Consider the following 24,445-nt stretch of genomic DNA (forward strand, 5'->3'; position numbering starts at 1 on the left):
GTCAGAATTTCGAAATTCTAGCTTCAAACTCCGCCAAACGCCGGTTTGGCATCAGAAACGCGGATGACCATCGATCCGGCCGCCTGCGGCAGCGCGCACGTCCCTGCCGCTCCGGGCGGCCCCAGGACAGAGAGCCCATGAACGCCCCAGACAGCATCCTGCACTATCCCTTCCCCGACCTGCCCGCCGAAGGCACCGCGGTGCGGATCGCGCCCGGCGTACGCTGGGTCCGCATGCCCCTGCCCTTCGCACTGGACCACATCAACCTGTGGCTGCTCGACGACGGCGACGCGCTGACGGCAGTCGATTCAGGCTACGGCATCGACCGCACGCGCGACGCCTGGAACCGCATCCTCGAAGCCGAATCGCGCCCGCTCGGCCGCATCGTCGTCACCCATCACCACCCCGACCACGTCGGCCTCGCCGCCTGGCTGGCCGCGCGCGACGGCGGCCGGATCCACATGACGCTGGGCGAATACCTCGGCGGCCAGGCGATCTGGCATCAGCTTCCCGGCTATTCCGTCGCCGACATGGTGGCGCAGTTCCGCGCCCACGGCCTCGCCGAGGAGCGCGCGGCGGCACTCGCCCATCGCGGCAACGCCTACCGCCACGGCATCCCGTCGATGCCGGCGAACTTCGACCGCCTGGTGGACGGAGAGCACCTGAGCATCGACGGCAGGGAATGGCGCGTCATCATCGGCTACGGCCACGCGCCCGAGCACGCCAGCCTGTACTGCGAGGCGCTCGGCATCCTGATCTCCGGCGACATGCTGCTGCCGCGCATCTCGACCAATATCAGCGTCTATGCCGCGACGCCGTACGACGATCCCCTCGGCCGCTTCCTCGACTCGATCGGGGAATTCTGCGAGTTGCCCGACGACACGCTCGTGCTACCATCGCACGGTAAACCTTTCAAGGGAATACGCGCGAGGGTGGATCAACTCGTCGAGCATCACCGCGACCGCTGCGCCGCACTATTGTCCGAATGCGGTGCGCCGCGCTGTGCGGGCGAACTGCTCGGCACGCTTTTTCCACGCGAGCTCGATACCCACCAGAGCATGTTTGCCATGGGGGAGGCCATTGCCCACCTCAACCACCTCGAAAAGCGGAGCGCGCTTCGTCGAGTGGTCGGCAGCGATGAGCTGATCCGGTACGTCCGGACAAGCTGAACCGCCCAGAACGATCGTAAAAACAGGAGTTCCCAAGAACATGGCTGCACCCACCCCCGAAACCCAGTACGCCGAACTGCCCGATCCGCAGGAAGTCGCCAAGACCTATGCCGAAGTCGCCCGCCGCGCTTCGAGCCTGATCAGCGACCACGTCCAGCGCCAGCTCAAGAAGGGCGTCGCCGCCCCGGCCGACGAACTGGGCATCGCCCAGGCGTTCATGGACATGATGGCCAAGCTGCTCGCCAATCCGTACAAGCTGGCCCAGACCCAGATGAACCTGGTGTGGGACTACTTCTCGCTGTGGCAGCACTCGATGATGCGCTTTGCCGGCATGAACGCGGCGCCCGTCGTCGCGCCGGAAAAGGGCGACAAGCGCTTCAAGGACGAGGAGTGGGAGCAGCACTTCCTGTTCGACTTCATCAAGCAGTCCTACCTGATCGCCGCGCGCCACATCCACGACACCGTGTGCTGTGTCGAGGGCATGGACGATCAGTCGCAGAAGAAGGTCAATTTCTACACCCGCCAGTACATCGACGCGCTGTCGCCGTCGAACTTCGCGCTGACCAACCCGGAAGTGTTCCGCGAGACGGTCAAGAGCCACGGCCAGAACCTGATCAAGGGCCTGAACAACCTGCTGCGCGACGTCGAGGAAGGCGGCGGCCAGTTGCGCGTGAAGATGACCGACACCTCGGCCTTCGAACTCGGCAAGAACGTCGCCACCACGCCGGGCAAGGTCGTCTTCCAGACCGACATGATGCAGTTGCTGCAATACTCGCCCAGCACCGACAAGGTGTACAAGCGCCCGATGCTGATCGTGCCGCCCTGGATCAACAAGTTCTACATCCTCGACCTGCGCGAGAAGAATTCCTACATCAAGTGGTGCGTGGACCAGGGCCACACGGTGTTCGTGATCTCCTGGGTGAACCCGGACGAGAGCCTGGCGGAGAAGACCTTCGAGTCCTACGTGCAAGAAGGCATCCTCGCCGCGCTCGACGCGATCGAGAAGCAGACCGGCGAAAAGCAGATCAACGCCGCCGGCTACTGCCTGGGCGGCACGCTGCTCGCCACCACGCTGGCCTACCTCGCCGGCAAGAAGCAGGCCGACCGCATCACCTCGGCGACCTTCTTCACCACCATGACCGATTTCTCGGAGCCGGGCGAACTGGGCGTCTTCATCGACGAGACCCAGGTTTCCAGCCTCGAGAAGAAGATGTTCGAACGCGGCTACCTCGAAGGTTCCGAGATGGCCGGCACGTTCAACATGCTGCGCTCGAACGACCTGATCTGGTCCTTCGTCGTCAATAACTACCTGATGGGCAAGGACCCGTTCCCGTTCGACCTGCTGTACTGGAACTCCGACTCCACCCGCATGCCGGCCAAGATGCACAGCTTCTACCTGCGCCGGCTGTACATGGAGAACAAGCTGGTCGAGCCGGGCGGCATCGAGATCGGCGGCGTGAAGATCGACCTCGGCAAGATCAAGGTGCCGTGCTACTTCATCTCCACGATCGAAGACCACATCGCGCCGTGGAAGAGCACCTACATCGGCGCGCGCTGCTTCGGCGGCCCCGTCCGCTTCGTGCTCGGCGGCTCCGGCCACATCGCCGGCATCGTCAATCCGCCGGCCGCCAACAAGTACGGCTACTGGATCAACCCGGCCGCCAAGCTGCCCGCCACCTCTGACGATTGGTTCAACGGCTCGCAGCAGCACGCCGGTTCGTGGTGGACCGACTGGCAGTCCTGGGTCACCGCCCACGACGGCGAGCAGGTCGAGCCGCGCGACCCGGCCAAGGGCAAGCTCAAGGTGCTGGAAGAGGCGCCGGGCTCCTTCGTCAAGATCCGCATCGACGCCAAGCAGGCCGCCTGACGGCACCCGCCCGTCAGCGCAAAGGGAAGGGGTGACCCTTCCCTTTTTTGTTGCCTCCCGCCGATGAGCTCTCCTACTCGCCTGCCCGAAGACGGCGCTCGTTCCTCCGGAGCGTGGAGCAGGGGTTTCGTGCGCCTGCGGAACGGGCCGGCCGTGCAAGGTCCGCACTGCGTCGCGTAGCGATAGGGTAGTCCGGTGAACGCTCCGCTGCACCTCGTCCTCGACACCAACACCGTGCTGGCGCTGTGGCTGTTCCGCGACCCCGGCCTGACGGCGCTGGCGGCCCTGATCGACGGCGGCGCGACGATGCTGTACAGCCGCGACGATGCGCTGGAGGAATTGCGCCGCGTGCTCGCCTATGCGCAGTTCGGCGCCGACACAGTCACCCAGGCCGGCATACTCGCCGCCTACCGCGAGCGGGTAGTGCGGCTCCCGCCCGCCGGCTTCCCGGGCACGTCCGGGCACGTGCCGCCGGCAGTGCTGCCGCCGTGTCGCGACCGCGACGACCAGAAGTTCCTCGAGATCGCCGCCCAGGCGCCCGCCACGCATCTCGTCACCCGGGACAAGGCGCTGCTCAAGCTCGCGCGTCACCGCATGGTGCGGGACCGCTTCGCCATCCTCACGCCGGAGCGTTTCGTCGCCGCAATGCCGCCAGGTATCGCAGCCCCGCGATGACGCGGCTGCCGTACCACGACGCCATCTCGCCGTCGATGAGCATCGCCGGCCGGCCGGCGAGCGACTGCACTTCGGCGACGTGCGCGTCGCGGAAGCGATAGGGTTCGGACGACAGCAGCACGCGCTCCACGCCCGCCAGCCAGGGCTCGTTCCAGCCGAAGGCCGGATACCGCGCCGCACCGGACGCGCCGCCGGCGGCATCGGGCAGCGTCTGCCAGCCCACCGCCTCCAGCATCGCCGCGATGTAGGTGTCGCGCGCCACCGTCATCCACGGTTCGCGCCAGATGAGGTAGAGCACGCGCTCCGGCGGCAGATCCGCCACGACGGCGGCGGCCTCGTCCAGCGCCGCCAGCAGGTCCGCCTCCAGCGCGGCGGCACGCGCTTCGCAGCCGAACACGGTGCCGAACAGCCGGTACAGCGCAAGGTTGTCGCGCGGCGCGCACGGGTGGGTGACGATCACGTGCGGCACGGAGGCGGCGAGTTCCTCGACCGTCTCGCGCCGGTTCTCGTCGATGTTCCCGATCAGGTGCGTCGGTGCCAGCGCGCGCACGGCGTCGAGCTTCACGTCCTTCGTGCCGCCCACCTTGGGAACGCCGTGCAGCGCCTCGCGCGGATGGATGCAGAAACCGGTGCGCCCTGCCAGCCGATCCCGCAGGCCCAGCTCGCACAACAGCTCGGTCAGCGACGGCACCAGGGAAACGATGCGCACCTCGCCGCGCGCCGGCAGGTGGCGGGTGCCGGCGGCATCGACGCCGGCGGAGCCGCCGTCCACCCCGGCCTCGCGACGAATCGGCGCCGGCCCGTCCGCCGGCGGCGTTGCCGGCGTCACGCCCCGGCCCCGCCGCGCCCACCCTGCGGAACCGGCGTTCCGCGCCTCACACCAGCGAGCGCCCCTGCACGATCGCCAGGGCGTCCTTCTCGGTGATGCGGACGGTGGCGCTCATGATGACGTGCGCGACCAGCCACTCCTGCAGGCGCTCGGCATCCTCCGCGGACAGGCGGCTGAAACGGCAGCCCACTGCCGCGCCGGCGGGGCCGGGCACCTGGTTGACGACGGTGGCGCGGCCGCGGATCTCGTCCGGCACGCCCTCGCGCTGCAGCACGACCTCGAACTCACCGTGCGGCGGCTGCGGAAAGGGGGCGGAAAAACCTTCGAGCGACAGATCGTTGAGGGCAAGGCGCCCGCTGTCGGCCAGTACCCAGAAACACGGCCGGCCATGGCGGCGCGCGACGAAGCGCTGCCGCACGCGGCGGTCCGCGTTGCCGACTTCGACCGCGGCGGTAGCGCCGTCGCCCCCGATGGATTCATCGCTCATGCTGTTTCCCGCTCCTCTTCTCCAGGCCCCGTCGCCGCGGCGCTCCCTGCCTGCCTCTGCTTACTTGCCGCGTTCCTTGCGCACGCGGGCGATGAGTTCGTCGGCCTTTTTCAGCGCCGCCTCGTGGCTGCCTGCCATCGACGCCGAAGTCAGGAACTTGCCGTCGATCGCCAGCGTGGGCACGCCCTGGATCTTCATGCCGCGGGCGAGCTGGTCGGCCCGCTGCAGCATCGAGCTGACGCCGAACGACTTGTACGCGTCCATGAACTTCTTCGGATCGGCCACCTTGCCCTGTATCCACTCGCTGATGCCGGCTTCGGTATGCAGAGGACGCTTCTCGTCCTGCACCGCGCCGAACACCTTGCCATGCAGGGCCGACAGGTCGCCGCTGACTTCGGCGGCGTAGTACAGGCGGGCCAGGCCGGCCAGTTGCTGGTTGTTCCAGATCGCCGGCACACGGCGGAAGACAACGTCCTGCGGCAGCTTCCTCACCCAGTCCTCGATGAGCGGATCGAAGTTGCGGCAGTGCGGGCAGCCATAGTGGAAGAACTCCACCACCTCGATCTTCGACGGATCATTGGTCGGCTGCGCGGGGTTCAGCACCTGGAAGGCTTCATCCTCGGCCCACGCACCGGCGACGGGCGCCGCCAGGGCGGCGAGCACGGCGAGTTGCTTCAGGGCGTCACGGCGATTCATGCGGTACTCCTTGTTTGACGGAAACTGCGGTCAGACGCGCGCCGGAGCGCAGACGTTCCCGCCGCACCGGCAAGCAATCATTGCGGATTGCCGGCGCGGCTGATGGTGGCGCTGAAGCCGGCCTCGGCCAGGCGCGCGCGCGCCGGGTTCATCTCTTCCGGGCTGGAGAAGGGGCCGATGCGCACGCGATGCACGGTACGGCCGTCGGCCAGTTGCACGCGCTGCCCGCTGGCCTCGATGCCGGCGAGCGCGAGGCGCGCCTTCAGGTTGTCGGCCTCGGCCGGATTCTCGAACGAGCCGATCTGCAGGTACAGGCGCTCCACCGGCTTGGGCTGCGCCTCCTTCACCGGCGCGACCGCCTTGTCCGACGGCTTTTCCGCGGCCCTTTCCGGTGCCGTCCGGGCCGGCGCCGGCTGCTGTTCGGACGTCGTGCCGTCGCCTTGCGGCAGGATCTTGTAGAACTCGAAGTCCTGCTTCACCACCGGCCGGTCGCCGGGCTTGCCGGGCAGCGCCGCCGGCGGCTGGTCCGCCACCGAGGCGCGCGGCGGAGCCCCGGGCGCCGCCTGGAACGGGTTCGCGCGGGTGAAATACCAGGCGGCGCCGGCCGCGATGAGGGCACCGAGGATCAGGCCGATGAAGATGCCCATCAGAGTGCCGCCGCCGCTGCGGGCGGGCGGGCGGGCGGACTTGCGGGCGGGCTTGCGATCACGACTCACGGGATTCTCCGCCACTCACATCGATTCGGGCGCCGACACGCCCAGCATCGCCAGGCCGGTGGCGAGCACGCGGCACACCGCCGCCGCCAGGGCCAGGCGGGCGAGCTTCACCGCTTCGTCCTCGACCAGCATGCGCTCGGCGTTGTACCAACTGTGGAAGTCGGCGGCGAGATCCTTCAGGTAGAAGGCGATCTGGTGCGGCGCGTAATCGGCCGCGGCGTTCTGCACCAGTTCAGGGAAGGCCGCCAGGCGGGCGCACAGCGCGAGTTCGCGCTCGTTGCGCAGCAGGCCGAGGTCGGCCGCCGCCAGTTCGCCCGGCTCCCCGCCCCACTGGTTCAGCACCGAACACACGCGGGCGTGCGCGTACTGCACGTAGTAGACCGGGTTGTCGTTGCTCTGGCTCTTGGCGAGGTCGAGGTCGAAATCCAGGTGCTGGTCGGACTTGCGCAGCACGTAGAAGAAGCGGCAGGCGTCGTTGCCGACTTCCTTGCGCAGCTCACGCAGCGTGACGAACTCGCCCGAGCGGGTCGACATCGAGGTCTTCTGCCCGCCGCGATACAGCACCGCGAACTGCACCAGCGCCACCTCGAGCCTTTCCGGCGGCAGGCCGAGCGCGGCGATGGCCCCTTTCACGCGCGGGATGTAGCCGTGGTGGTCGGCGCCCCAGATGTCGATGATGCGGTCGAAGCCACGCTCGTATTTGTTCAGGTGATAGGCGATGTCGGACGCGAAATAGGTGTAGAGGCCGTTCTCGCGCTGCACGACGCGGTCCTTCTCGTCGCCGAAGGCGGTGGAGCGGAACCATCTGGCGCCGTCCTGCAGGTAGATGTGGCCCTGCTTCTCGAGCTGGGACACCGCGCGTTCGACCAGCCCGGTATCGAACAGGCTCTGCTCCGAGAACCACTTGTCGAAGCGCACGCCGAACTCCTGCAGGTCTTCGCGGCCGTCGCCGAGCTGCTCGTTGAGGGCGAAGCCATGCACCCAGGCATAGTCCTCGCCGAGCAGGCGCTTGGCGTTGGCGATCAGCGCATCGAGATGCTCCTCGCGCTGCTGCTTGGCTTCGTCATCCTTGCGCTCGGCAGCGGGCAGGCCGGGCGTGCCGGCGAGGATCTGCGCGGCGGTGACCCCGGCGAAGCGGTCCTGGTGGGCGTCGCGCATGTCCCGCCCCATGTCGATCACGTAGTCGCCCTGGTAGGCGTTGGGCGGGAACGGGATCTCGATGCCGAAGAAGACGAGGTAGCGCAGCCAGGTCGACAGCGCCAGGATGTCCATCTGGCGGCCGGCGTCGTTCACATAGTATTCGCGCGTCACGTCGTAGCCGGCGAAGGCCAGCACGTCCGACAGCGAGGCGCCGTAGGCCGCGCCGCGGCCGTGGCCGACGTGCAGCGGCCCGGTCGGGTTGGCTGACACGAACTCCACCTGCACCTTGACGCCCTTGGGTGCGCCGCGGCCGAAGCCGGCGCCCTTGGCGAGCACCTCCTGCACCACCGCGGTCTTGGCATCGGATGCCAGCGTGAAGTTGATGAAGCCGGCACCGGCGACCTCGGCCCTGGCGAGCAACTTCGACGGCGGCAGTTCGGCCAGCAGCAGCGCGGCCAGATCGCGCGGATTGCGCTTGAGCGGCTTGGCCAGTTGCAGCGCGAGATTGGTGGCGAAGTCGCCGTGGTTCGCCTGTTTCGGGCGCTCCAGCAGGATGGCGGTGTCGGCGTGATCCGGCGCCACGCTCTTCAGCGCGGACTGCAGCAGATCGGTCAACAGGAGTTTCGGGTCGGCGCTCATGGCACTCGGCAGGCAAACTAAACGCGCGATTATAACGGATGCGCCGACACCGCCCTGCCGCTGCGTGTGAGCAGGCGTTGCGGAATTCCTCCAGTCGCGCTGCGCCATGGATTCGCAACAAAGTTGCAAGAGAATGCAAGCAACTCCTAGAATGCCGCCATGCCGTTTCCGTCATCCCTCCCCGTGGCTGCACGACAGGGCGCCCGCCGCGCCCGGCCTGCCCGCGCGCATGCGTCCGCGGCCTTCGGCCGCGGGCCGGATGACGGCGCACGCGCGCTGATCGCGCGCCTGCTGCTGGCGCTCGCCCTCGTCCTTGCCCAGACGGGAGCCCTGGCCCATCTCGTCGGCCACCTCGCCGACGTGCCGCATGCCCGCTCCGAGCGGGGGAGCGCGCTGAGCGAGGACGGCGCCCCCGCCGCCATCCCCGACGTCTGCCTCGACTGCCTCGCCCTCGGCGGGCTGGATCTGCCGCTGGAAGGCAGCCCCGGCCACGCATCCTTCACCGCCGCGGGCTTCGCACCGCCGGCCGCCGCTCCGGCGGCACCGGCGCGGGCCGCGGCGCTGCGCCCGCGCTGCCGGGCGCCGCCCCTGCCCGGCTGATCCCTTCGCACCGATCGGCGCGGCCGCCCGCCACCGGCGCTACCGGCCCGTCTCCGATCCCCCCGGACAGCACATCCGCTCCAGCCCGGCGGCGCAGTTCGCCTGCGCCCTGCAGGAGCGGCCGTGCGCGGCCGCGGCGCCCGCGCCTCCAAGCGCGGCGACGCCCGGCGGCCGCGCCCGCCACGATACGCAGGACACACACGATGACCACGAGAATCCACCCCCCCAGCCTCGCGCTGATGATCGCTCTCGCCCACCCGGCGCTCGCCGCCGACCCGCAACCGGCCGCGGCGCCGGACGGCGACAAGCCCGCCGAACTGCGCGCCGTCACCGTTTCGGCCAGTGCCCTGGGCGTCGGCAGCGACGCCATGAGCACGCCGGCGAGCGTGCTCGAGGGCGACGAACTGGTACGGCGCCGCGCCGCCACCCTGGGCGAGACGCTCGCCAACGAACCCGGCATCCACGCCACCCACTTCGGCGCCGGCGCCAGCCGCCCGGTCATCCGCGGCATGGACGGCGCGCGCGTCAAGGTGCTGGCCGACGGCGCCGAGATCATGGACGCCTCGACCATCAGCCCCGACCACGCGGTGGCCGTCGAACCGATGCTGAGCGAGCGGATCGAGGTCCTGCGCGGCCCGTCGGCGCTCGCCTACGGCGGCGGTGCGATCGGCGGCGTGGTAAACGTGCTCGACCGCAAGATCCCGGTCGCCATACCGGAGCGCGGCGTCGAAGGCAGCGTCGAGCTGCGCGGCAACACCGCCGCCCGCGAGGCCGCGGGCGCCTTCGAAATCACCGCCGGTTCAGGCAGCATCGCCGTCCACGCCGAAGGACTCAAGCGCGACGCGCGCGATTACCGCGTCGGCGACGACTGGTCCGGCGGCAGCCGCGTCGACGGCAGCTACAACGAGACGGAGACCGGCAGCCTCGGCATCTCCTGGATCGGCGAGCGCGGCTACCTCGGCATCGCCTGGACCCGCCAGCGCAACGACTACGGCCTGCCGGGCCACACCCACGAACTCGAGGACTGCCACACGCACGGCAACCACCTGCATTGCGGCGCGCACGACGGCCACGAGGACGAGGAAGAGCACGATCACGACCACGCCGAAGGCGGCGTGCCCTACGTGCGGCTCGACAGCGAGCGCTGGGACCTGCGCGGCGAATACCTCGATCCGTTCGCGGGCTTCGCGCGGCTGCGGGTGCGCGCCAGCCACACCAACTACGGCCACGACGAGATCGAGGACGGTGCGGTCGCCACCCGCTTCCGCAACAAGGCCAGCGACGGCCGCATCGAACTCGAGCACCAGCCGCTCGGCGGCTGGCGCGGCGTGCTCGGCCTGCAGAGCACGCGCCGGGATTTCTCGGCCGTCGGCGAGGAAGCCTATGTGCAGCCCACCCTCACCCGCCGCCACGGCGTGTTCCTGGTCGAGGAATACACCGCCGGCGACTGGCGGTTCGAGGCCGGCCTGCGCCACGAATGGCAGAAGATCGACGTCGACTCGGCATCGCGCGACCGCAGCCACCGCGGCAACTCGGTATCCGTCGGCGCGGTCTGGAATTTCGCGCCGCAGTATGCGCTGGGCCTGTCGCTGTCGCGCGCCCAGCGCCTGCCCACGGCCGAGGAACTCTATGCCGACGGCCTGCACATGGCGACGCGCACGCTGGAACGCGGCAACCCCGACCTCGACGCCGAGACCTCGCACAACATCGATCTCAGCCTGAAGAAGCTCGCCGGCCCCACCACCTTCAGCGTCAGCGCCTTCCACAACCGGGTATCGGACTTCATCTACGCCCACACCCTGGACGAACACGATGGCCTGCAGCTCATCGAATACGCCCAGCGCGACGCCGTCTTCACCGGCATCGAAGGGCAGGTCCGCCAGCGCCTGAACACGATGTTCGGACTCACCCTGTTCGGCGACTACGTGCGCGCCCGCCTCGCCTCGAGCGACGGCGACCGCGATCTGCCGCGCATCCCCGCGCACCGCATCGGCCTGCGGCTGGACGCCCACTGGCAAGGCTGGGCGGGCGAAGTGGAGCTGTACCGCGTCACCCGCCAGCGCCAGGTCGCCGAATTCGAGAGCAGCACGCCGGGATACAACATGCTCAACCTCGGCGCGAGCTACGCCGGCCGCATCGATTCGGTGCCCTACCTGTTCTACGTCAAGGTCTCCAACCTCACCGACGAACTGGCCTACAGTCACACGTCCTTCATCAAGGACGCCGCGCCGCTGACCGGGCGCAACCTGACGATGGGGGTGAGGCTGAGCTTCTGAAGCCGGCGTCTGCGCGATCCCCGGCGGCTGCGGCCGCCGGGCCGCGCGGCTACTCCCCGCCGCTGCAGATGCAGTCGTTCGCCCTGGCGCCGGCGCGGGCCATGCAGGCGGACACCCTCTCCGCCTCGGCCGCGCATGAACTCGCGGCATTCCGGGCAGCCTCTTGCGGCGGGACACCCCCCGGCCTGGCGACAAGTGCGCCGTCGGCTTTAGTGCAGTTCTCGACGAATGCCTGCCGGTCGGACCGGATACGCTCCCAGACCCGTCCGGCCTCCGCGAGCGAAAGCGGATTCGCGCAGCCATCGCCTGCCGGGGCGACCGGCGCGGAGTCCCTCGACGCGCGAGCGGCGACAGTGGCGGCCCGCGCAGCCGTATCGACGACACCGCCGTATTTCACGAAGATCGCCTTGAGCTTGTCGAGGGAATAGGACGTCGGACGGTATCCGACCTGCGGCCCCGAAAAGATCCCCGCATCATCGACATGCAGTTCGACGGACTGGATCGATCTGCGGCTCATGTCCCGGATGAGCTGGCCGAGGAATGCGACGTTCCGTTCGCCGACATACTTTCTTCCGGCAGCCGCCTTCTGGCGAACCTCGCTCACGGTATGTCCATCGAGCCGGCGCTGGTCGCCGCCGTAGAGCACGATGAGCAATTGGACATCGTTCAGAAAGCTCGCCTGCTCTGCCACCGTCATTCCCTGCATCACCCTCTGGAGGGAATCGGAGTCGCCGGACATGTTCAGCCGCTCCTCCCCGCATCCGGCCACCATGCAAACGAGTGCGAACGCGGCTACGATCGTCGATGATTTCATACGATCAATTGCCGCGAACACGCTGAGGCAGCGTCTTCGGCATGGACTCGGAGAGACCCTTTGGGAGTATTCCTGTCTTCATATCGAGAAGTTCGTCCCTGGAATATCCATCTTCGATTTCTCCGAAGACGCACGAGCAGGCTTTTCCGGATGCGCCATCGAAGGTGCAGCCGTCCCCGCAACCGGATTCATCGCACTGACTCCCATGAAAGCGCAATCAATGCGACGACAGCGACGACCAATGCCGCGCCCACTATCTTTCCAGCCGAGGAAAACATGACGGCGGGCCGGACCCGCCCCTGTCCGGGCTCGTAGAAGAATCCCCTGTGCGCGCTATCGCCAGGGGGCCACGCATGCAGCGCATACGGAAACCCGATCGACGGATATGCCGCAACGAACTGCTGCCGGGCGTTCATGGATTCTCCCTCGTCATGATGACCATCACATCTTGTCCGATCGCTCATCCGCAATCGACCGCTTGTCTTCAGGGCATTGCAGCCACCGGAATCAGGACAGGCATGGTCTTTTTCCTTCGGTGCGAAGCGATGGATTGAAATATGCCTGCATATCTACATGTAGTCAATATAAATACATCGACTATTAAACGACAAAGCGGCTGCTAGCGTTGTGCGCATGCAGCCTTACCTTGAACGCGACGCCTTCAGTGCCCGCCTGCGCGAAGTTCTGGCGCGGACTGCGCCCGGTCTGGCTCGCCCCACCGCGCTGGCGCGGGAGTTCAACCGGCGCTATGCCGGCACGCCGGTGACGCTGCATGCGACCCGCAAGTGGCTGGAAGGCGAGGCGATCCCGGCGCAGGACAAGCTGCGCGTGCTCGCCGACTGGCTCGGCGTCACCGCCGAGTGGCTGCGCTTCGGCCAAGGCACCGAGTTTTCCTGCTCCGAAGAACCGAGGCGGGAGTTCGACTACCAGTTGATGCGCGACATCGCCGCGCTCACCGAGGCGCACCAGCAGGTGGTGCGGGATCTCGTCAAGTCGCTGCGGCAGGCGGAAACACGCTAGGCGGAACGGGCCGGCGCCCTTCCCCCGCCCCCGGCTTTCCGGCTAAAGTCCGGCCTTTCCGCCGCCCCTCCCGCGCTCCCCACCGTGCGTCTCTTCCGCCTCGCCAAGATCGTCTCCGTCGGCCTGCGCTTCGGCCTCGATCGCATGATCCTCGACGCCGACTCCAGCGGCCGGCTGGCGCGGCTGTGGCACGTGGTGTTCTTCTGGCGCACCTTCGCCGAGCCGCGCGGCGCCCGGCTGCGGCGCGCACTCGAATCGCTCGGCCCGATCTTCGTCAAGTTCGGCCAGATGCTGTCCACGCGGCGCGACCTGCTGCCGCCCGACCTTGCCGACGAACTCGCGCTGCTGCAGGACCGCGTGCCGCCTTTCCCCACGGAACAGGCGCTCGCGCTGCTGGAAGACTTCTACGGCAGGCCGGTCGACGCGGTGTTCAACAACTTCGAGCGCACGCCGGTGGCCTCGGCCTCGGTCGCGCAGGTCCATTTCGCCGAGCTGCCGGACGGCACCGAAGTCGCCGTCAAGGTGCTGCGCCCGGGCATCGAGCGCGTCATCGAGCACGACCTGGCGCTGCTGGAGGTTGCCGCCGCCGTGCTCGAGAAGCTCTGGCCGGAAGGCCGCCGGCTCAAGCCGCGCGAAGTGGTCGCCGAGTTCAGCAAGTACCTGCACGACGAACTCGACCTGATGCGCGAGGCGTCCAACTGCTCGCAGTTGCGGCGCAACTTCACCGATTCGAAGCTGCTCATCGTGCCCGAGGTCTATTGGGACTGGTGCGGCGGCAAGGTCATGGTGATGGAGCGCATGTACGGCGTGCCCATCTCCCAGACCAGCGCGCTGCGCGCGCAGGGCACCGACCTCGCGGCGTTGTCGCGCGCCGGCGTCGAGATCTTCTTCACCCAGGTGTTCCGCGACGGCTTCTTCCACGCCGACATGCATCCGGGCAACATCTTCGTGCATGGCGACGGGCGCTACATCGCGCTCGACTTCGGCATCATGGGCACGCTCGACGAGGTGGACAAGAACTACCTGGCGCAGAACTTCCTGGCCTTCTTCAAGCGCGACTACAAACGCGTGGCGATGGCCCACATCGAGGCCGGCTGGGTACCGCCGCACACCCGGGTCGACGAGTTCGAGTCGGCGATCCGCACCGTGTGCGAGCCGATCTTCGACCGCCCGCTGAAGGAGATCTCCTTCGGCAAGACGCTGCTGCGTCTGTTCCAGACCGCGCGCCGCTTCGAAATGGAAGTGCAGCCGCAACTCGTGCTGCTGCAGAAGACGCTGCTCAACATCGAGGGCCTGGGCCGCCAGCTCGACCCCGACCTCGACCTGTGGAAGACCGCCAAGCCCTTCCTCGAACGCTGGATGGACGAGCGCATGGGCTGGCGCGCACTGGTCCGCGGCGTCAGGGAAGAAGCGCCCAACTGGGCCGGCACGCTGCCGCAATTGCCGCGGCTGGTGCACGAGGCGCTGGCCGGCTCCACCCGGCACAAGGCCGCGCAGCAGGACCGCCTGGCCGACATGGCCGCGGTGCAGCGGCGGCAGGGCCGGATGCTGGCGGTGGTCGGGCTGCTCGCCGCCGGCCTGCTGGCATTGGAGATCCATCGGCTGCTGGGCTGAGCCGGCCGCGGCGCCCGAACCGGAACGCGGGCGCCGCGCGCTGAACGATTCACGCCGCCGCTCATCCAATCCGCAAGACCGGCGCCCGCGCCGCCGGCCGGCGAAACGGAACCAGAGGTGTGCCATGACGCTTGCTGCCCACGTGCCTTCGGGCCCCCACAGCCTGCTCAAGATCATCGGCGCCGGCTCGGCGCTCGGTGCACCGCATCCCGGTTCCGCCGCCGGCCCCGACGCCCTGGAGGCGAGCGGCCTCGTCGAGCGCCTGCAGGGGCTCGGCATCGCGGCGGAATGGCTGGAAACGCTGAAGCCGCTCGCGGCCCCGCCCGACGGTACCGACATGGCAGGGCGCCTGGCGGCCAATGCGGAGTTCGCGCGCAGGCTGGCCGACCACCTCGCCGCGCTGGACCCGGGCTCCTTCCCGCTGGTGCTGGGCGGCGACCATGCGGTCGCGGTCGGCACCTGGCGCGGCTTGGCGCGGCGCGCGGGCGGCGCTCCGGGCCTGGTCTGGATCGACGCCCACCTCGACAGCCATACCGCCGGCACCACCCATTCCGGCAACATCCACGGCATGCCGCTGGCCGCGCTGCTGGGCGAAGGGGACCCTGCGCTCGCCGGCATCCCGGGGCCGCGGCTGGACCCGGCGCGGACCTGCATCGTCGGCGCACGTGCCTGGGAGCCGGAGGAGCGCGCCCGGCTGGACCGCCTGGGCGTACGCATCTTCGACATGCAGCAGGTGCGCGAGCGCGGGCTGGCGGCGGTGTTCCTCGACGCGCTGGCGATCGCGCGCAGCGGCACCGGCAGGGAAGGCGGCTTCGGCGTCAGCATCGACCTGGATGCCCTCGACCCGCAGGCGCTGCCGGCGGTGACCTGCCCCGAGGCGGGGGGCATCGATCCGCAGGCGCTCGCCGACCTGCTGCTGACCCTGCGCGGCTGCGGCGACTTCATCGGGCTGGAGATCGTCGAGTACCGCCCGGACCTCGATCCGCAGGGCGACGGCGCCCGCTGGGTGGCGGAGTTCGCCGGCGCCGCGCTGGGCCCGGGGTCCTACCGGCTGCGCGAGAAGGAGCGCCACTACGGCGCGTCCAACTATGCGCCGCTGCCGGCCGTATTCCATCGCGGCGAAGGCGTGTGGCTGTGGGACGTCGAGGGGCGGCGCTACCTCGACATGATGAGCGCCTATTCGGCGGTCGGCTTCGGCCACGCCAATCCGCGCCTGCTGCGGGCCCTGACCGACCAGGCGCGGCGCCTGGCGCTGACCTCGCGGGCGTTCTCCAGCGACCGCCTGCCGGTGTTGTTCGAGCGCCTGTCGGCCACCTTCGGCTACGAGCGGGCGCTGCCGGTGAATACCGGCCTCGAGGCGGTGGAAACGGCACTCAAGGCCGCGCGCAAGTGGGGCTACAAGGTCAAGGGCATCGCGCCGGATCGGGCCGGGATCATCGCCTGCGACAACAACTTCCACGGCCGCTCGATCGCCATCGTCGGCATGTCGTCGAACGAGCACTACCGCGACGGCTTCGGGCCCTTCCCGCCCGGCCTCGAGCGCATCCCCTACGGCGACGCGCAGGCGCTGGAGGCGGCGATCACCCCCGACACGGCCGCCTTCCTCGTCGAGCCGATCCAGGGCGAGGGCGGCATCGTCGTGCCGCCGGCCGGCTACCTGCGCCGCTGCGCGGAAATCTGCGCCCGCCACGGCGTGCTGCTGATCGCCGACGAGGTGCAGACCGGCCTCGCCCGCACCGGCCGCCTGCTGGCCTGCGACCACGAGGGCGTGCGCCCGGACGGCGTGATCCTCGGCAAGGCGCTGGGCGGCGGCCTGCTGCCTGTGTCGGCCTTCCTCGCCGACCGCAAGGTGATGGACGTCTTCCACCCCGGCGACCACGGCTCGACCTTCGGCGGCAACCCGCTGGGCGCGGCGGTGGCGACCGAGGTGCTGGCGCTGCTGGCCGAGACCCGCATCTGGGAACGCGTCGACCGGCTCGGCGAGCAGTTCCTCGCCCGGCTGCGCGCGGCGAGGCTGCCGGGCGTGATCGAGGTGCGCGGGCGCGGGCTGCTGATCGGCGTCGTGCTCGACCCCGCGATCAGCGCCGCGCGGGTGGCCGAGCATCTGCTGGCGCGCGGCATCGCCACGCGCGACACCAACGGCAACGTGGTCCGGCTGGCGCCGCCGCTGATCGTCGACGAGGCGGAGCTGGATCTGGCCTTCGACGCGCTGTCCGGCGTGCTCGCACAACCGGCCAGGACGGCCGAAGCGATGCACTGAAACGGGGCATCCGCCCGCCGGCGACGCACGGCGCGACAGGCCGCGCGCACTCCCTGCAGCCACACTTCGGAAACTCTTTTCCGGCGCGGGACGATGCGGCTATATTCGCGCCCTGCGGCTGTGTGGCAAGGCGGTCGCGAGATCCATGGGCGGCGATCGAAGCCGCCCTCTTTCTGGCCCCTGCGTCTGCCCAAGGACTGCCCACGCCATGTTGATCGGCTTCGTCATCGCCTATCTCCTCGTCTCCATCGGCGTCGGCCTCTATGCGGCCACGCGGGTGAAGAACTCCACCGACTACGTCGCCGCCGGCCGCCACCTGCCGCTGTACATCGTCACCGCGACGGTATTCGCCACCTGGTTCGGTTCGGAAACCGTGCTCGGCATCTCGGCCACCTTCATCGACGAGGGCCTGCGCGGCCTGTGGTCCGACCCCTTCGGCGCGTCGCTGTGCCTGATCCTGGTCGGCCTGTTCTTCGCCCGCCCGCTGTACCGCATGAACCTGCTGACGCTGGGCGACTACTACCGCATCCGCTACGGCCGCACGGTCGAGGTGCTGTGCTCGATCGCGATCGTGATCTCCTACCTCGGCTGGGTGTCGGCGCAGATCACCGCCCTCGGGCTGGTGTTCAACATCCTGTCCGACGGCGCCATCTCGAACAACGCCGGGATGCTGCTCGGCGCCGGCATCGTGCTGGTGTATACGCTGTTCGGCGGCATGTGGTCGGTGGCGCTGACCGACTTCATGCAGATGATCATCATCGTCATCGGCCTGCTGTACATCGCCTGGCTGGTCGGCGGCATGGCGGGCGGCGTGGAGGCGGTGGTGAGCCACGCCGGCGAGGCCGGCAAGCTCAACTTCCTGCCGGCGCTGGACCCGAAGGACATCGTCGCCTTCCTCGCCGGCATCCTGACCATGGGCTTCGGTTCGATCCCGCAGCAGGACGTGTTCCAGCGCGTGAACTCGGCGCGCAACGAGCACGCCGCCGTCGCCGGCACGCTGCTCGGCGGCACCGGCTACTTCCTGTTCGCCTTCGTGCCGCTGTTCATCGCCTATTCGGCCACGCTGATCGACCCGGCGCTGGTCGCCAGCTACCAGGAGAGCGACAGCCAGCAGATCCTGCCGCAGCTCATCCTGCAGCACACGCCGCTGTTCGCGCAGGTGATGTTCTTCGGCGCACTGCTGTCGGCGATCATGAGCACCGCCTCGGGCACGCTGCTGGCGCCCTCGGTCACGTTCTCCGAGAACATCCTGCGCAGCACCTTCCGCCGCATGACCGACCACCAGTTCCTGTGGATGACGCGCCTCGTCGTGGTTTGCTTCTCGCTGCTGGTGACCTGGTACGCCACGCATACCAGCGAGAGCATCCACGGCATGGTCGAGAATGCCTACAAGGTGACGCTGGCCACCGCCTTCGTGCCGCTCGCCTTCGGCCTGTACTGGAAGCGCGCCACCACGCAGGGCGCACTGGCGTCCATCTTCATCGGCCTGGTGGTGTGGGTGGTGCTCGAGATCCTGGTACCCGAAGCGGACGTGCCGCCGCACTTCGCCGGCATGCTCGCAGGCATCGTGGCGATGGTGCTCGGCTCGCTGCTGCCGCAGAAGCTCGCCCGCCCCAGCCACGGCCACACCGCCCACCTGCAGATCCAGCCGCAGCACCCGGGACACTGATCGCGGTCCGGACCGCCACCGGCTTTGACAGGTGTCAAAGCCGGTGGCGGAGCGCTCGGCTATTCTCGCCGCCTGCCCAGCACTCGGCGGGAATACATGAACCGGATCGAACTCGTCTGCCCCGCGGGAAGCCTGCCCGCCCTCAAGACGGCCGTGGACCAGGGCGCCGACTGCGTCTATCTCGGCTTCAAGGACGCCACCAACGCGCGCAACTTCAGCGGCCTCAACTTCGAGCCGGCGCAGGTGCGCGAAGGCATCGCCTACGCCCATGCGCGCGGCCGCAAGGTCCTGCTGGCGCTCAACACCTATCCGCAGGCGGCGAACTGGCCGTCGTGGACGGCGGCGATCGACCGCGCCGCCGACTTCGGCGTCGACGCGGTGATCCTCGCCGATCCCGGCCTGATGGCCTATGCGGCGAAGACCCACCCCGGCCTGCGCCTGCATCTGTCGGTGCAGGGCTCGGCCACCAGCTACGAGGCGATCGACTTCTACCGCGAGCGCTTCGGCATCCAGCGCGCGGTGCTGCCGCGGGTGCTGTCGCTGGCCCAGGTCGAGCACGTCGTCGCCAACACCGCGGCGGAGATCGAGGTGTTCGGCTTCGGCGGCCTGTGCGTCATGGTGGAAGGCCGCTGCGCCCTGTCGGCCTACGCCACCGGCGAATCCCCCAACTGCAACGGCGCCTGCTCGCCGGGCCGGCACGTGCGCTGGGAAGACACGCCGCGCGGCATGGAGACGCGCCTGAACGGCATCCTGATCGACCGCTTCGCCGACGGCGAGCGCGCCGGCTACCCGACGCTGTGCAAGGGCCGCTTCGAGGTCAACGACGAGACCTACTACGCGCTGGAAGAACCCACCAGCCTCAACACCCTGGAACTGCTGCCCGAGCTGGCCCGCATCGGCATCCGCGCGATCAAGATCGAGGGCCGCCAGCGCAGCCCCGCCTACGTCGCCCAGGTGACGAAGGTGTGGCGCGCGGCGCTGGACCGGCTGCACGCGGCGCCGGACGCCTTCCAGGTGGCGCCGGCGTGGATGGCCGAGCTGAACAAGGTGTCCGAAGGCCAGAGCCACACGCTGGGCGCCTACTACCGGCCGTGGAAGTGAGCCCGGCCGGAAATGCCGGCGCCTGCCGTGGTCACGCCGCCCCCTCTTGCTTGAGATTCTTGCGATGAAACTCGCCCTCGGCCCCCTGCTCTACTACTGGCCGCACCAGAGCGTGCTCGATTTCTATGCCGACATGGCCGACAGTCCGGTCGATAGCGTGTATCTCGGCGAGACCGTATGCTCGCGCCGCCACGAACTCCGGCTGGAAGACTGGCTCGAGGTCGGCAGGGTGCTCGCCGCCGCCGGCAAGGAAGTGGTGATGAGCACCCAGGGCCTGATCGAATCCGAATCGGACCTCAAGACGCTGCGCCGCATCGTGCGCCAGACCGGGTTCCGCATCGAAGCCAACGACATGGGCGCGGTCCGCCTGCTCGGCGAGGCGGGCGTGCGCAACTGGGTCGCCGGCCCCACGCTGAACATCTTCAACCCGGCCACGCTGCAGTTGATGATCGACGCCGGCGCCACGCGCTGGGCGGTCGCCCCCGAGGTTTCCGGGACGGCGCTGGCCGAGGTGCGCGCGGCGCTGGCCGCACCGCTCGAGACCGAGGTGTTCGCCTACGGCCGGCTGCCGCTGGCGCACTCGGCGCGCTGCTTCACCGCGCGCCACTTCAACCTGCAGAAGGACACCTGCGAGTTCCGCTGCCTGGCCATCACCGACGGCATCACGCTGCGCACGCGCGAAGGCGAACCCTTCCTGACCCTGAACGGCGTGCAGACGCAATCGGCGCGGGTGCATAACCTGCTCGGCGACCTCGGCGACGTGCGGGGCAAGGCCGAAGTCCTGCGCATCAGCCCGCAGGGCGCGCATACGCACGCCATCGCCGGCCTCTTCCGCGCCACGCTCGACGGCACGCTCAGCCCCGCCCAGGCCCTGGCCGACAGCCGCGCGCTGATGGTGGAGGCGCCGTGCAACGGCTTCTGGCACGGCCGCGCCGGGGTCGAACAATACGTCGGAGCGTGATGCGCCGGCCGGCCCCCGCGACGGAAAGCGCGCGCGCCGGAGACGTCCGCCCGCAGCCGGGAACGGAAATCGACACACGCCCGCGCCCCGTCGCGCGCAAGACCGGAGATCGAACATGCCTGCATTGCCCACCCTGCCCCGCCCGCCTAGCCTGGCCGAACTGCTGCCCGGCAGCCTGCGCCGGCGCATCGGCGAACGCCTGCAGAACCTGCGCATTCCCGACTTCACCGTGCCCGGACCGGTCGCCCGGCTGGTGGCGCACCTGCCGCAGCAGCCGCCCACCCAGGCGCTGACGCTGGCGCTCAACCTCGCGCTCGACCGCGTCCTGCCGCGCGACACGCTGTCGCCGCTCACCGGCCGCCATCTGCAGATGCGCGTGCTCGACGCCGGCCTGAGGCTGGACTTCACCCTTGCCGGCCGGGGCTTCCGCCGCGTCGCGCCGGCCGCCGGTACGAAGCCCGACCTGGTCGTCTCGGCCACCGCCCGCGACTACCTCGCGCTGGCGCTGCGCGAGGAAGACCCCGACACCCTGTTCTTCAGCCGCCGCCTGCGCATGGAAGGCGACACCGACCTCGGCCTGCTGGTGAAGAACACGCTCGACGCGATCGACTGGGATGCGCTGAAGGCCAGGCTGGGCGGCCAGCGGCAAGGCTGAGATCCGGCGCCGGAAGGCTCGCGCGCGGTGTCGGCGCGCGCTCGACCGTGCCCGCGCCCCGGCACTGCGGTAAGCTTGCGCCCCCCGGGACTTCCCGCTCGCCGCCACGCCCAGCCATGCCTTCGGAATTCGACCTGATCCGGCGCCACTTCGACCGCGCGGCCGCGCACTGCGACCTCGCCGTCGGCGACGATGCCGCGCTGATGCGGCCGCGGCCCGGCATGCAGCTCGCGGTGTCGACCGACATGCTGGTCGCCGGCACACATTTCTTCGCCGATGCCGACCCCGCCCTGCTGGGCTGGAAGACGCTCGCCGTGAATGTGTCGGATATCGCGGCGATGGGCGCCGAACCGCGCTGGGCCTTGCTCGCGATCGCGCTGCCGGCGGCCGACGAGGGGTGGATCGCCGCGTTCGCCGGCGGCCTGTTCGACTGCGCGCGCGCCCACGGCGTGGACCTCGTCGGCGGCGACACCACCTGCGGACCGCTCAACATGACGGTGACCCTCATCGGCGAGGTGCCGACGGGCGAGGCCGTCACCCGCGGCGGCGGCCGCGCGGGCGACGAACTGTGGGTGTCGGGCCAGCCCGGCCTGGCGGCGCTCGGCCTGGCGGCGCTGCGCGGCGACGCCGCGCTCGCCGCGGACGGCCTGCAGCGCTGCCTCGACGCCCTGCACAAACCGCGGCCCCGCACCGCGCTCGGCCTGGCGCTGCGCGGCGTGGCCAGCGCGATGCTGGACGTCTCCGACGGGCTGCTCGGCGACCTCGGCCACATCCTGGAGCGCTCCGGCACGGGCGCCGTCGTCGATACCGCGGCGCTGCCGTTCGCCGCGCTGCTCGCCACCGGCGCCGATGCCGCGCTCGCGCGGCGCTGCCTGCTGTCGGGCGGCGACGACTACGAGCTGCTGTTCGCCGCCCCGCCCGCGCGGCGCGAGGCGGTGCAGGCCATCGGCGCACGCCTGGGCCTGCCGCTGCACCGCATCGGCACCCTCACCGACCAGTCCGGCGCGCTGCTGCTGCGCGAGGCCGACGGCACGCTGCAGGCAAGCCCCGCCACGGGCTACGATCACTTCGGCTAGCGCCGCACCCATTCCAACGCCCATCCGCGATCCTGCCCATGCACCCCACCGCCCGCTTCATGCTGAGCCACCCCGCCCACTTCATCTCGCTCGGCTTCGGCTCGGGCCTGTCGCCCTGGGCGCCGGGGACGATGGGCACGCTGCTGGCGTGGCTGCTATATCCGCTGATCCGCACGCCGCTGTCGGAGTTCGTCTTCCTCGCGCTGCTCGCCAGCCTGTTCGCGGCCGGCATCCTCGCCGCCGAGCGCACCGGCCGCGCGCTCGGCGTGCCGGACCATGGCGGCATCGTCTGGGACGAGATGGTCGCGACCTGGCTGGTGCTGGTGTTCGCGCCCAAGACTCTGCTGTGGCAGGCCGTCGCGGTGGCGCTGTTCCGCTTCTTCGACATCGTCAAGCCGCCGCCGGTGCGCTGGGCCGACCGCGCGCTGAAGGGCGGCTTCGGCGTGATGCTCGACGACCTCATCGCCGCCGGCTATACGCTGCTGGCGCTCGCCGTCCTCGTCGCGGCGTTCCGGCCATGATGACGGCCGCGCTCGACGCCCTGTCCGCGGCGCTCGGCCAGGCGCTGGCCGCGCGCGGCTGGATGCTCGCCACCGCAGAATCCTGCACCGGCGGCTGGATCGCCGAAGCCGTCACCGCCACCGCGGGCAGTTCGGGCTGGTTCGACCGCGGCTTCGTCACCTACTCCAACGAGGCCAAGATGGACATGCTCGGCGTGTCGCCGGCCACACTCGCGGTGCACGGCGCGGTCAGCGAGCAGACGGTGCGCGAGATGGCGGCCGGTGCGCTGGCCCGCAGCCGCGCCCAGGTGGCGGTCGCCGTCTCCGGCGTGGCCGGCCCCGGCGGCGGCAGCACGGAGAAGCCGGTGGGCATGGTGTGCCTGGCCTGGGCGCGGCGCGGCGCGGCACCGCAGGCGGTCACGATGCATTTCGGCGGCGACCGCGAAGCGGTGCGGCGACAGACGGTGGAGCACGCGCTGCGCGAACTGATCCGGTTCGCCGGCTGAGCAGCGCGGCGCCGCTCGTCGGGCGGCATTGCTGTAAAAATAAACAGCTACTACACTGCCGCCGTCAGGGAGCCGCGACAACATCCCTGCAATCTCTGTGCCATAATCCGGACATCACTCAGGAAAGACTCTCATGGACGACAACAAGGCCAAGGCGCTCGCCGCCGCGCTCTCCCAGATCGAGAAGCAGTTCGGCAAGGGTTCGATCATGCGCATGGGCGACGGCAACGTCGAGCGCGACATCCAGACCGTTTCCACCGGCTCGCTCGGGCTCGACATCGCGCTCGGCCTCGGCGGCCTGCCGCGCGGCCGCGTGGTCGAGATCTACGGCCCCGAATCCTCCGGCAAGACCACGCTGACGCTGCAGGTCATCGCCGAGATGCAGAAGCTCGGCGGCACCGCCGCCTTCATCGACGCCGAGCATGCGCTCGACGTCGTCTATGCCGAAAAGCTCGGCGTCAACATCGAGGACCTGCTGATCTCGCAGCCCGACACCGGCGAACAGGCGCTCGAGATCGCCGACATGCTGGTACGCTCGGGCGGCATCGACATCATCGTCATCGACTCGGTCGCCGCGCTCACGCCCAAGGCTGAGATCGAGGGCGAGATGGGCGACCAGTTGCCCGGCCTGCAGGCCCGCCTGATGTCGCAGGCCCTGCGCAAGCTCACCGCCAGCATCAAGCGCACCAACACGCTGGTGATCTTCATCAACCAGATCCGCATGAAGATCGGCGTGATGTTCGGCAGCCCCGAGACCACCACCGGCGGCAACGCGCTCAAGTTCTACGCCTCGGTGCGCATGGACATCCGCCGCACCGGCACGATCAAGAAGGGCGACGAGGTGATCGGCTCGGAAACCCGCGTGAAGGTCGTCAAGAACAAGGTGTCGCCGCCGTTCAAGGAGGCGCACTTCGACATCCTGTACGGCGAGGGCATCTCGCGCGAAGGCGAGATCATCGACCTCGGCGTGGAACACAAGATCGTCGACAAGTCCGGCGCCTGGTATGCCTACAACGGCGACAAGATCGGCCAGGGCAAGGACAACTCGCGCGAGTTCCTGCGCGCCAACCCGGCGCTGGCGCGCGAGATCGAGAACAAGGTGCGCGTCGCGGTCGGCCTGCCCGAGATGCAGCCGGTCGCGGCCGTGGCCGCGACTGCCTCCACCTGAGCCCGCC

22 protein-coding genes are annotated in these 24,445 nt (G+C 69.5%); 16 read left to right on the forward strand and 6 right to left on the reverse strand.

The window, feature by feature from the left end:
- Nucleotides 1–137 precede the first annotated feature (137 nt).
- From CCZ27_RS16725 to CCZ27_RS16735, 3 genes are all read left to right on the forward strand, one after another.
- Entirely contained in the window at nt 138–1,169 is a 1,032-nt protein-coding gene (locus CCZ27_RS16725) for an MBL fold metallo-hydrolase (RefSeq protein ID WP_096450054.1), read from the forward strand.
- A 40-nt stretch (nt 1,170–1,209) separates the two neighbouring features.
- The gene (locus CCZ27_RS16730) at nt 1,210–3,036 is read left to right on the forward strand and encodes a PHA/PHB synthase family protein (RefSeq protein ID WP_096450056.1); all 1,827 of its coding nucleotides are present in this window, start codon (nt 1,210–1,212) and stop codon (nt 3,034–3,036) included.
- A gap of 195 nt (nt 3,037–3,231) precedes the next feature.
- Nucleotides 3,232–3,711 carry a putative toxin-antitoxin system toxin component, PIN family gene (locus tag CCZ27_RS16735; RefSeq protein WP_096450058.1) on the forward strand — a complete coding sequence of 160 codons (480 nt, stop codon included), beginning with the start codon at nt 3,232–3,234 and terminating at the stop codon, nt 3,709–3,711.
- Here the strand turns inward: CCZ27_RS16735 and CCZ27_RS16740 are convergent.
- From CCZ27_RS16740 to argS, 5 genes are all read right to left on the reverse strand, one after another.
- Nucleotides 3,656–4,501: a helical backbone metal receptor gene (locus tag CCZ27_RS16740; protein ID WP_096452710.1), complete on the reverse strand. Its 846-nt coding sequence runs from the start codon at nt 4,499–4,501 to the stop codon at nt 3,656–3,658. The genes CCZ27_RS16735 and CCZ27_RS16740 overlap by 56 nt on opposite strands.
- A gap of 85 nt (nt 4,502–4,586) precedes the next feature.
- The gene (locus CCZ27_RS16745) at nt 4,587–5,027 is read right to left on the reverse strand and encodes a PilZ domain-containing protein (RefSeq protein WP_096450060.1); all 441 of its coding nucleotides are present in this window, start codon (nt 5,025–5,027) and stop codon (nt 4,587–4,589) included.
- 60 nt (nt 5,028–5,087) lie between these two features.
- Nucleotides 5,088–5,723 carry a thiol:disulfide interchange protein DsbA/DsbL gene (locus CCZ27_RS16750; protein WP_096450062.1) on the reverse strand — a complete coding sequence of 212 codons (636 nt, stop codon included), beginning with the start codon at nt 5,721–5,723 and terminating at the stop codon, nt 5,088–5,090.
- Nucleotides 5,724–5,800: 77 nt separating this feature from the next.
- Nucleotides 5,801–6,439, reverse strand: a complete 639-nt coding sequence (locus CCZ27_RS16755) for an SPOR domain-containing protein (protein ID WP_096452712.1) — start codon at nt 6,437–6,439, stop codon at nt 5,801–5,803.
- A 15-nt stretch (nt 6,440–6,454) separates the two neighbouring features.
- On the reverse strand, nt 6,455–8,218 hold the full coding sequence (argS, locus tag CCZ27_RS16760) for an arginine--tRNA ligase (protein ID WP_096450064.1): 1,764 nt from the start codon (nt 8,216–8,218) through the stop codon (nt 6,455–6,457).
- Between the two features lie 183 nt (nt 8,219–8,401).
- Here argS and CCZ27_RS16765 point away from each other — a divergent pair, with 183 nt between their 5' ends.
- Nucleotides 8,402–8,818: a hypothetical protein gene (locus CCZ27_RS16765; RefSeq protein WP_096450066.1), complete on the forward strand. Its 417-nt coding sequence runs from the start codon at nt 8,402–8,404 to the stop codon at nt 8,816–8,818.
- A 203-nt stretch (nt 8,819–9,021) separates the two neighbouring features.
- Nucleotides 9,022–11,094, forward strand: coding sequence for a TonB-dependent receptor domain-containing protein (locus CCZ27_RS16770; protein ID WP_096450069.1), 2,073 nt, complete (start codon nt 9,022–9,024; stop codon nt 11,092–11,094).
- 49 nt (nt 11,095–11,143) lie between these two features.
- Here CCZ27_RS16770 and CCZ27_RS16775 read toward each other — a convergent pair whose 3' ends face one another.
- Nucleotides 11,144–11,833, reverse strand: a complete 690-nt coding sequence (locus CCZ27_RS16775; protein ID WP_157748614.1) for a hypothetical protein — start codon at nt 11,831–11,833, stop codon at nt 11,144–11,146.
- 708 nt (nt 11,834–12,541) lie between these two features.
- Here CCZ27_RS16775 and CCZ27_RS16780 point away from each other — a divergent pair.
- The 11 genes from CCZ27_RS16780 to recA all read left to right on the forward strand — a co-directional run bounded on the left by CCZ27_RS16780 (nt 12,542) and on the right by recA (nt 24,438).
- Entirely contained in the window at nt 12,542–12,928 is a 387-nt protein-coding gene (locus CCZ27_RS16780) for a hypothetical protein (protein WP_198363160.1), read from the forward strand.
- Between the two features lie 84 nt (nt 12,929–13,012).
- The gene (gene ubiB / locus CCZ27_RS16785; protein WP_096450073.1) at nt 13,013–14,542 is read left to right on the forward strand and encodes a ubiquinone biosynthesis regulatory protein kinase UbiB; all 1,530 of its coding nucleotides are present in this window, start codon (nt 13,013–13,015) and stop codon (nt 14,540–14,542) included.
- Nucleotides 14,543–14,666: 124 nt separating this feature from the next.
- On the forward strand, nt 14,667–16,802 hold the full coding sequence (rocD, locus tag CCZ27_RS24560; protein WP_096450075.1) for an ornithine--oxo-acid transaminase: 2,136 nt from the start codon (nt 14,667–14,669) through the stop codon (nt 16,800–16,802).
- Between the two features lie 208 nt (nt 16,803–17,010).
- Nucleotides 17,011–18,471: a high affinity choline transporter 1 gene (locus CCZ27_RS16795; RefSeq protein ID WP_096450077.1), complete on the forward strand. Its 1,461-nt coding sequence runs from the start codon at nt 17,011–17,013 to the stop codon at nt 18,469–18,471.
- A gap of 96 nt (nt 18,472–18,567) precedes the next feature.
- Entirely contained in the window at nt 18,568–19,572 is a 1,005-nt protein-coding gene (gene ubiU, locus CCZ27_RS16800; RefSeq protein WP_096450079.1) for a ubiquinone anaerobic biosynthesis protein UbiU, read from the forward strand.
- Nucleotides 19,573–19,636: 64 nt separating this feature from the next.
- On the forward strand, nt 19,637–20,533 hold the full coding sequence (locus tag CCZ27_RS16805) for a U32 family peptidase (RefSeq protein WP_096450081.1): 897 nt from the start codon (nt 19,637–19,639) through the stop codon (nt 20,531–20,533).
- Between the two features lie 115 nt (nt 20,534–20,648).
- Nucleotides 20,649–21,188 (forward strand): ubiquinone anaerobic biosynthesis accessory factor UbiT, encoded by a 540-nt coding sequence (gene ubiT, locus CCZ27_RS16810; protein WP_096450083.1) that lies wholly within the window; start codon nt 20,649–20,651, stop codon nt 21,186–21,188.
- Between the two features lie 116 nt (nt 21,189–21,304).
- The gene (gene thiL / locus CCZ27_RS16815; RefSeq protein WP_096450085.1) at nt 21,305–22,264 is read left to right on the forward strand and encodes a thiamine-phosphate kinase; all 960 of its coding nucleotides are present in this window, start codon (nt 21,305–21,307) and stop codon (nt 22,262–22,264) included.
- Nucleotides 22,265–22,302: 38 nt separating this feature from the next.
- Nucleotides 22,303–22,785, forward strand: coding sequence for a phosphatidylglycerophosphatase A family protein (locus CCZ27_RS16820; protein ID WP_198363161.1), 483 nt, complete (start codon nt 22,303–22,305; stop codon nt 22,783–22,785).
- The gene (locus CCZ27_RS16825; RefSeq protein WP_096450087.1) at nt 22,782–23,270 is read left to right on the forward strand and encodes a CinA family protein; all 489 of its coding nucleotides are present in this window, start codon (nt 22,782–22,784) and stop codon (nt 23,268–23,270) included. The genes CCZ27_RS16820 and CCZ27_RS16825 overlap by 4 nt, the downstream gene beginning before the upstream one ends.
- Nucleotides 23,271–23,403: 133 nt before the next feature.
- A complete protein-coding gene (gene recA, locus CCZ27_RS16830) occupies nt 23,404–24,438 on the forward strand; it encodes a recombinase RecA (RefSeq protein ID WP_096450089.1) in 1,035 nt (344 codons plus the stop codon).
- The last annotated feature ends 7 nt before the right edge of the window (nt 24,439–24,445 follow it).

Origin of the sequence: Thauera sp. K11, assembly GCF_002354895.1 — a bacterium.
GTDB classification, from domain to species: Bacteria; Pseudomonadota; Gammaproteobacteria; order Burkholderiales; family Rhodocyclaceae; genus Thauera; species Thauera sinica.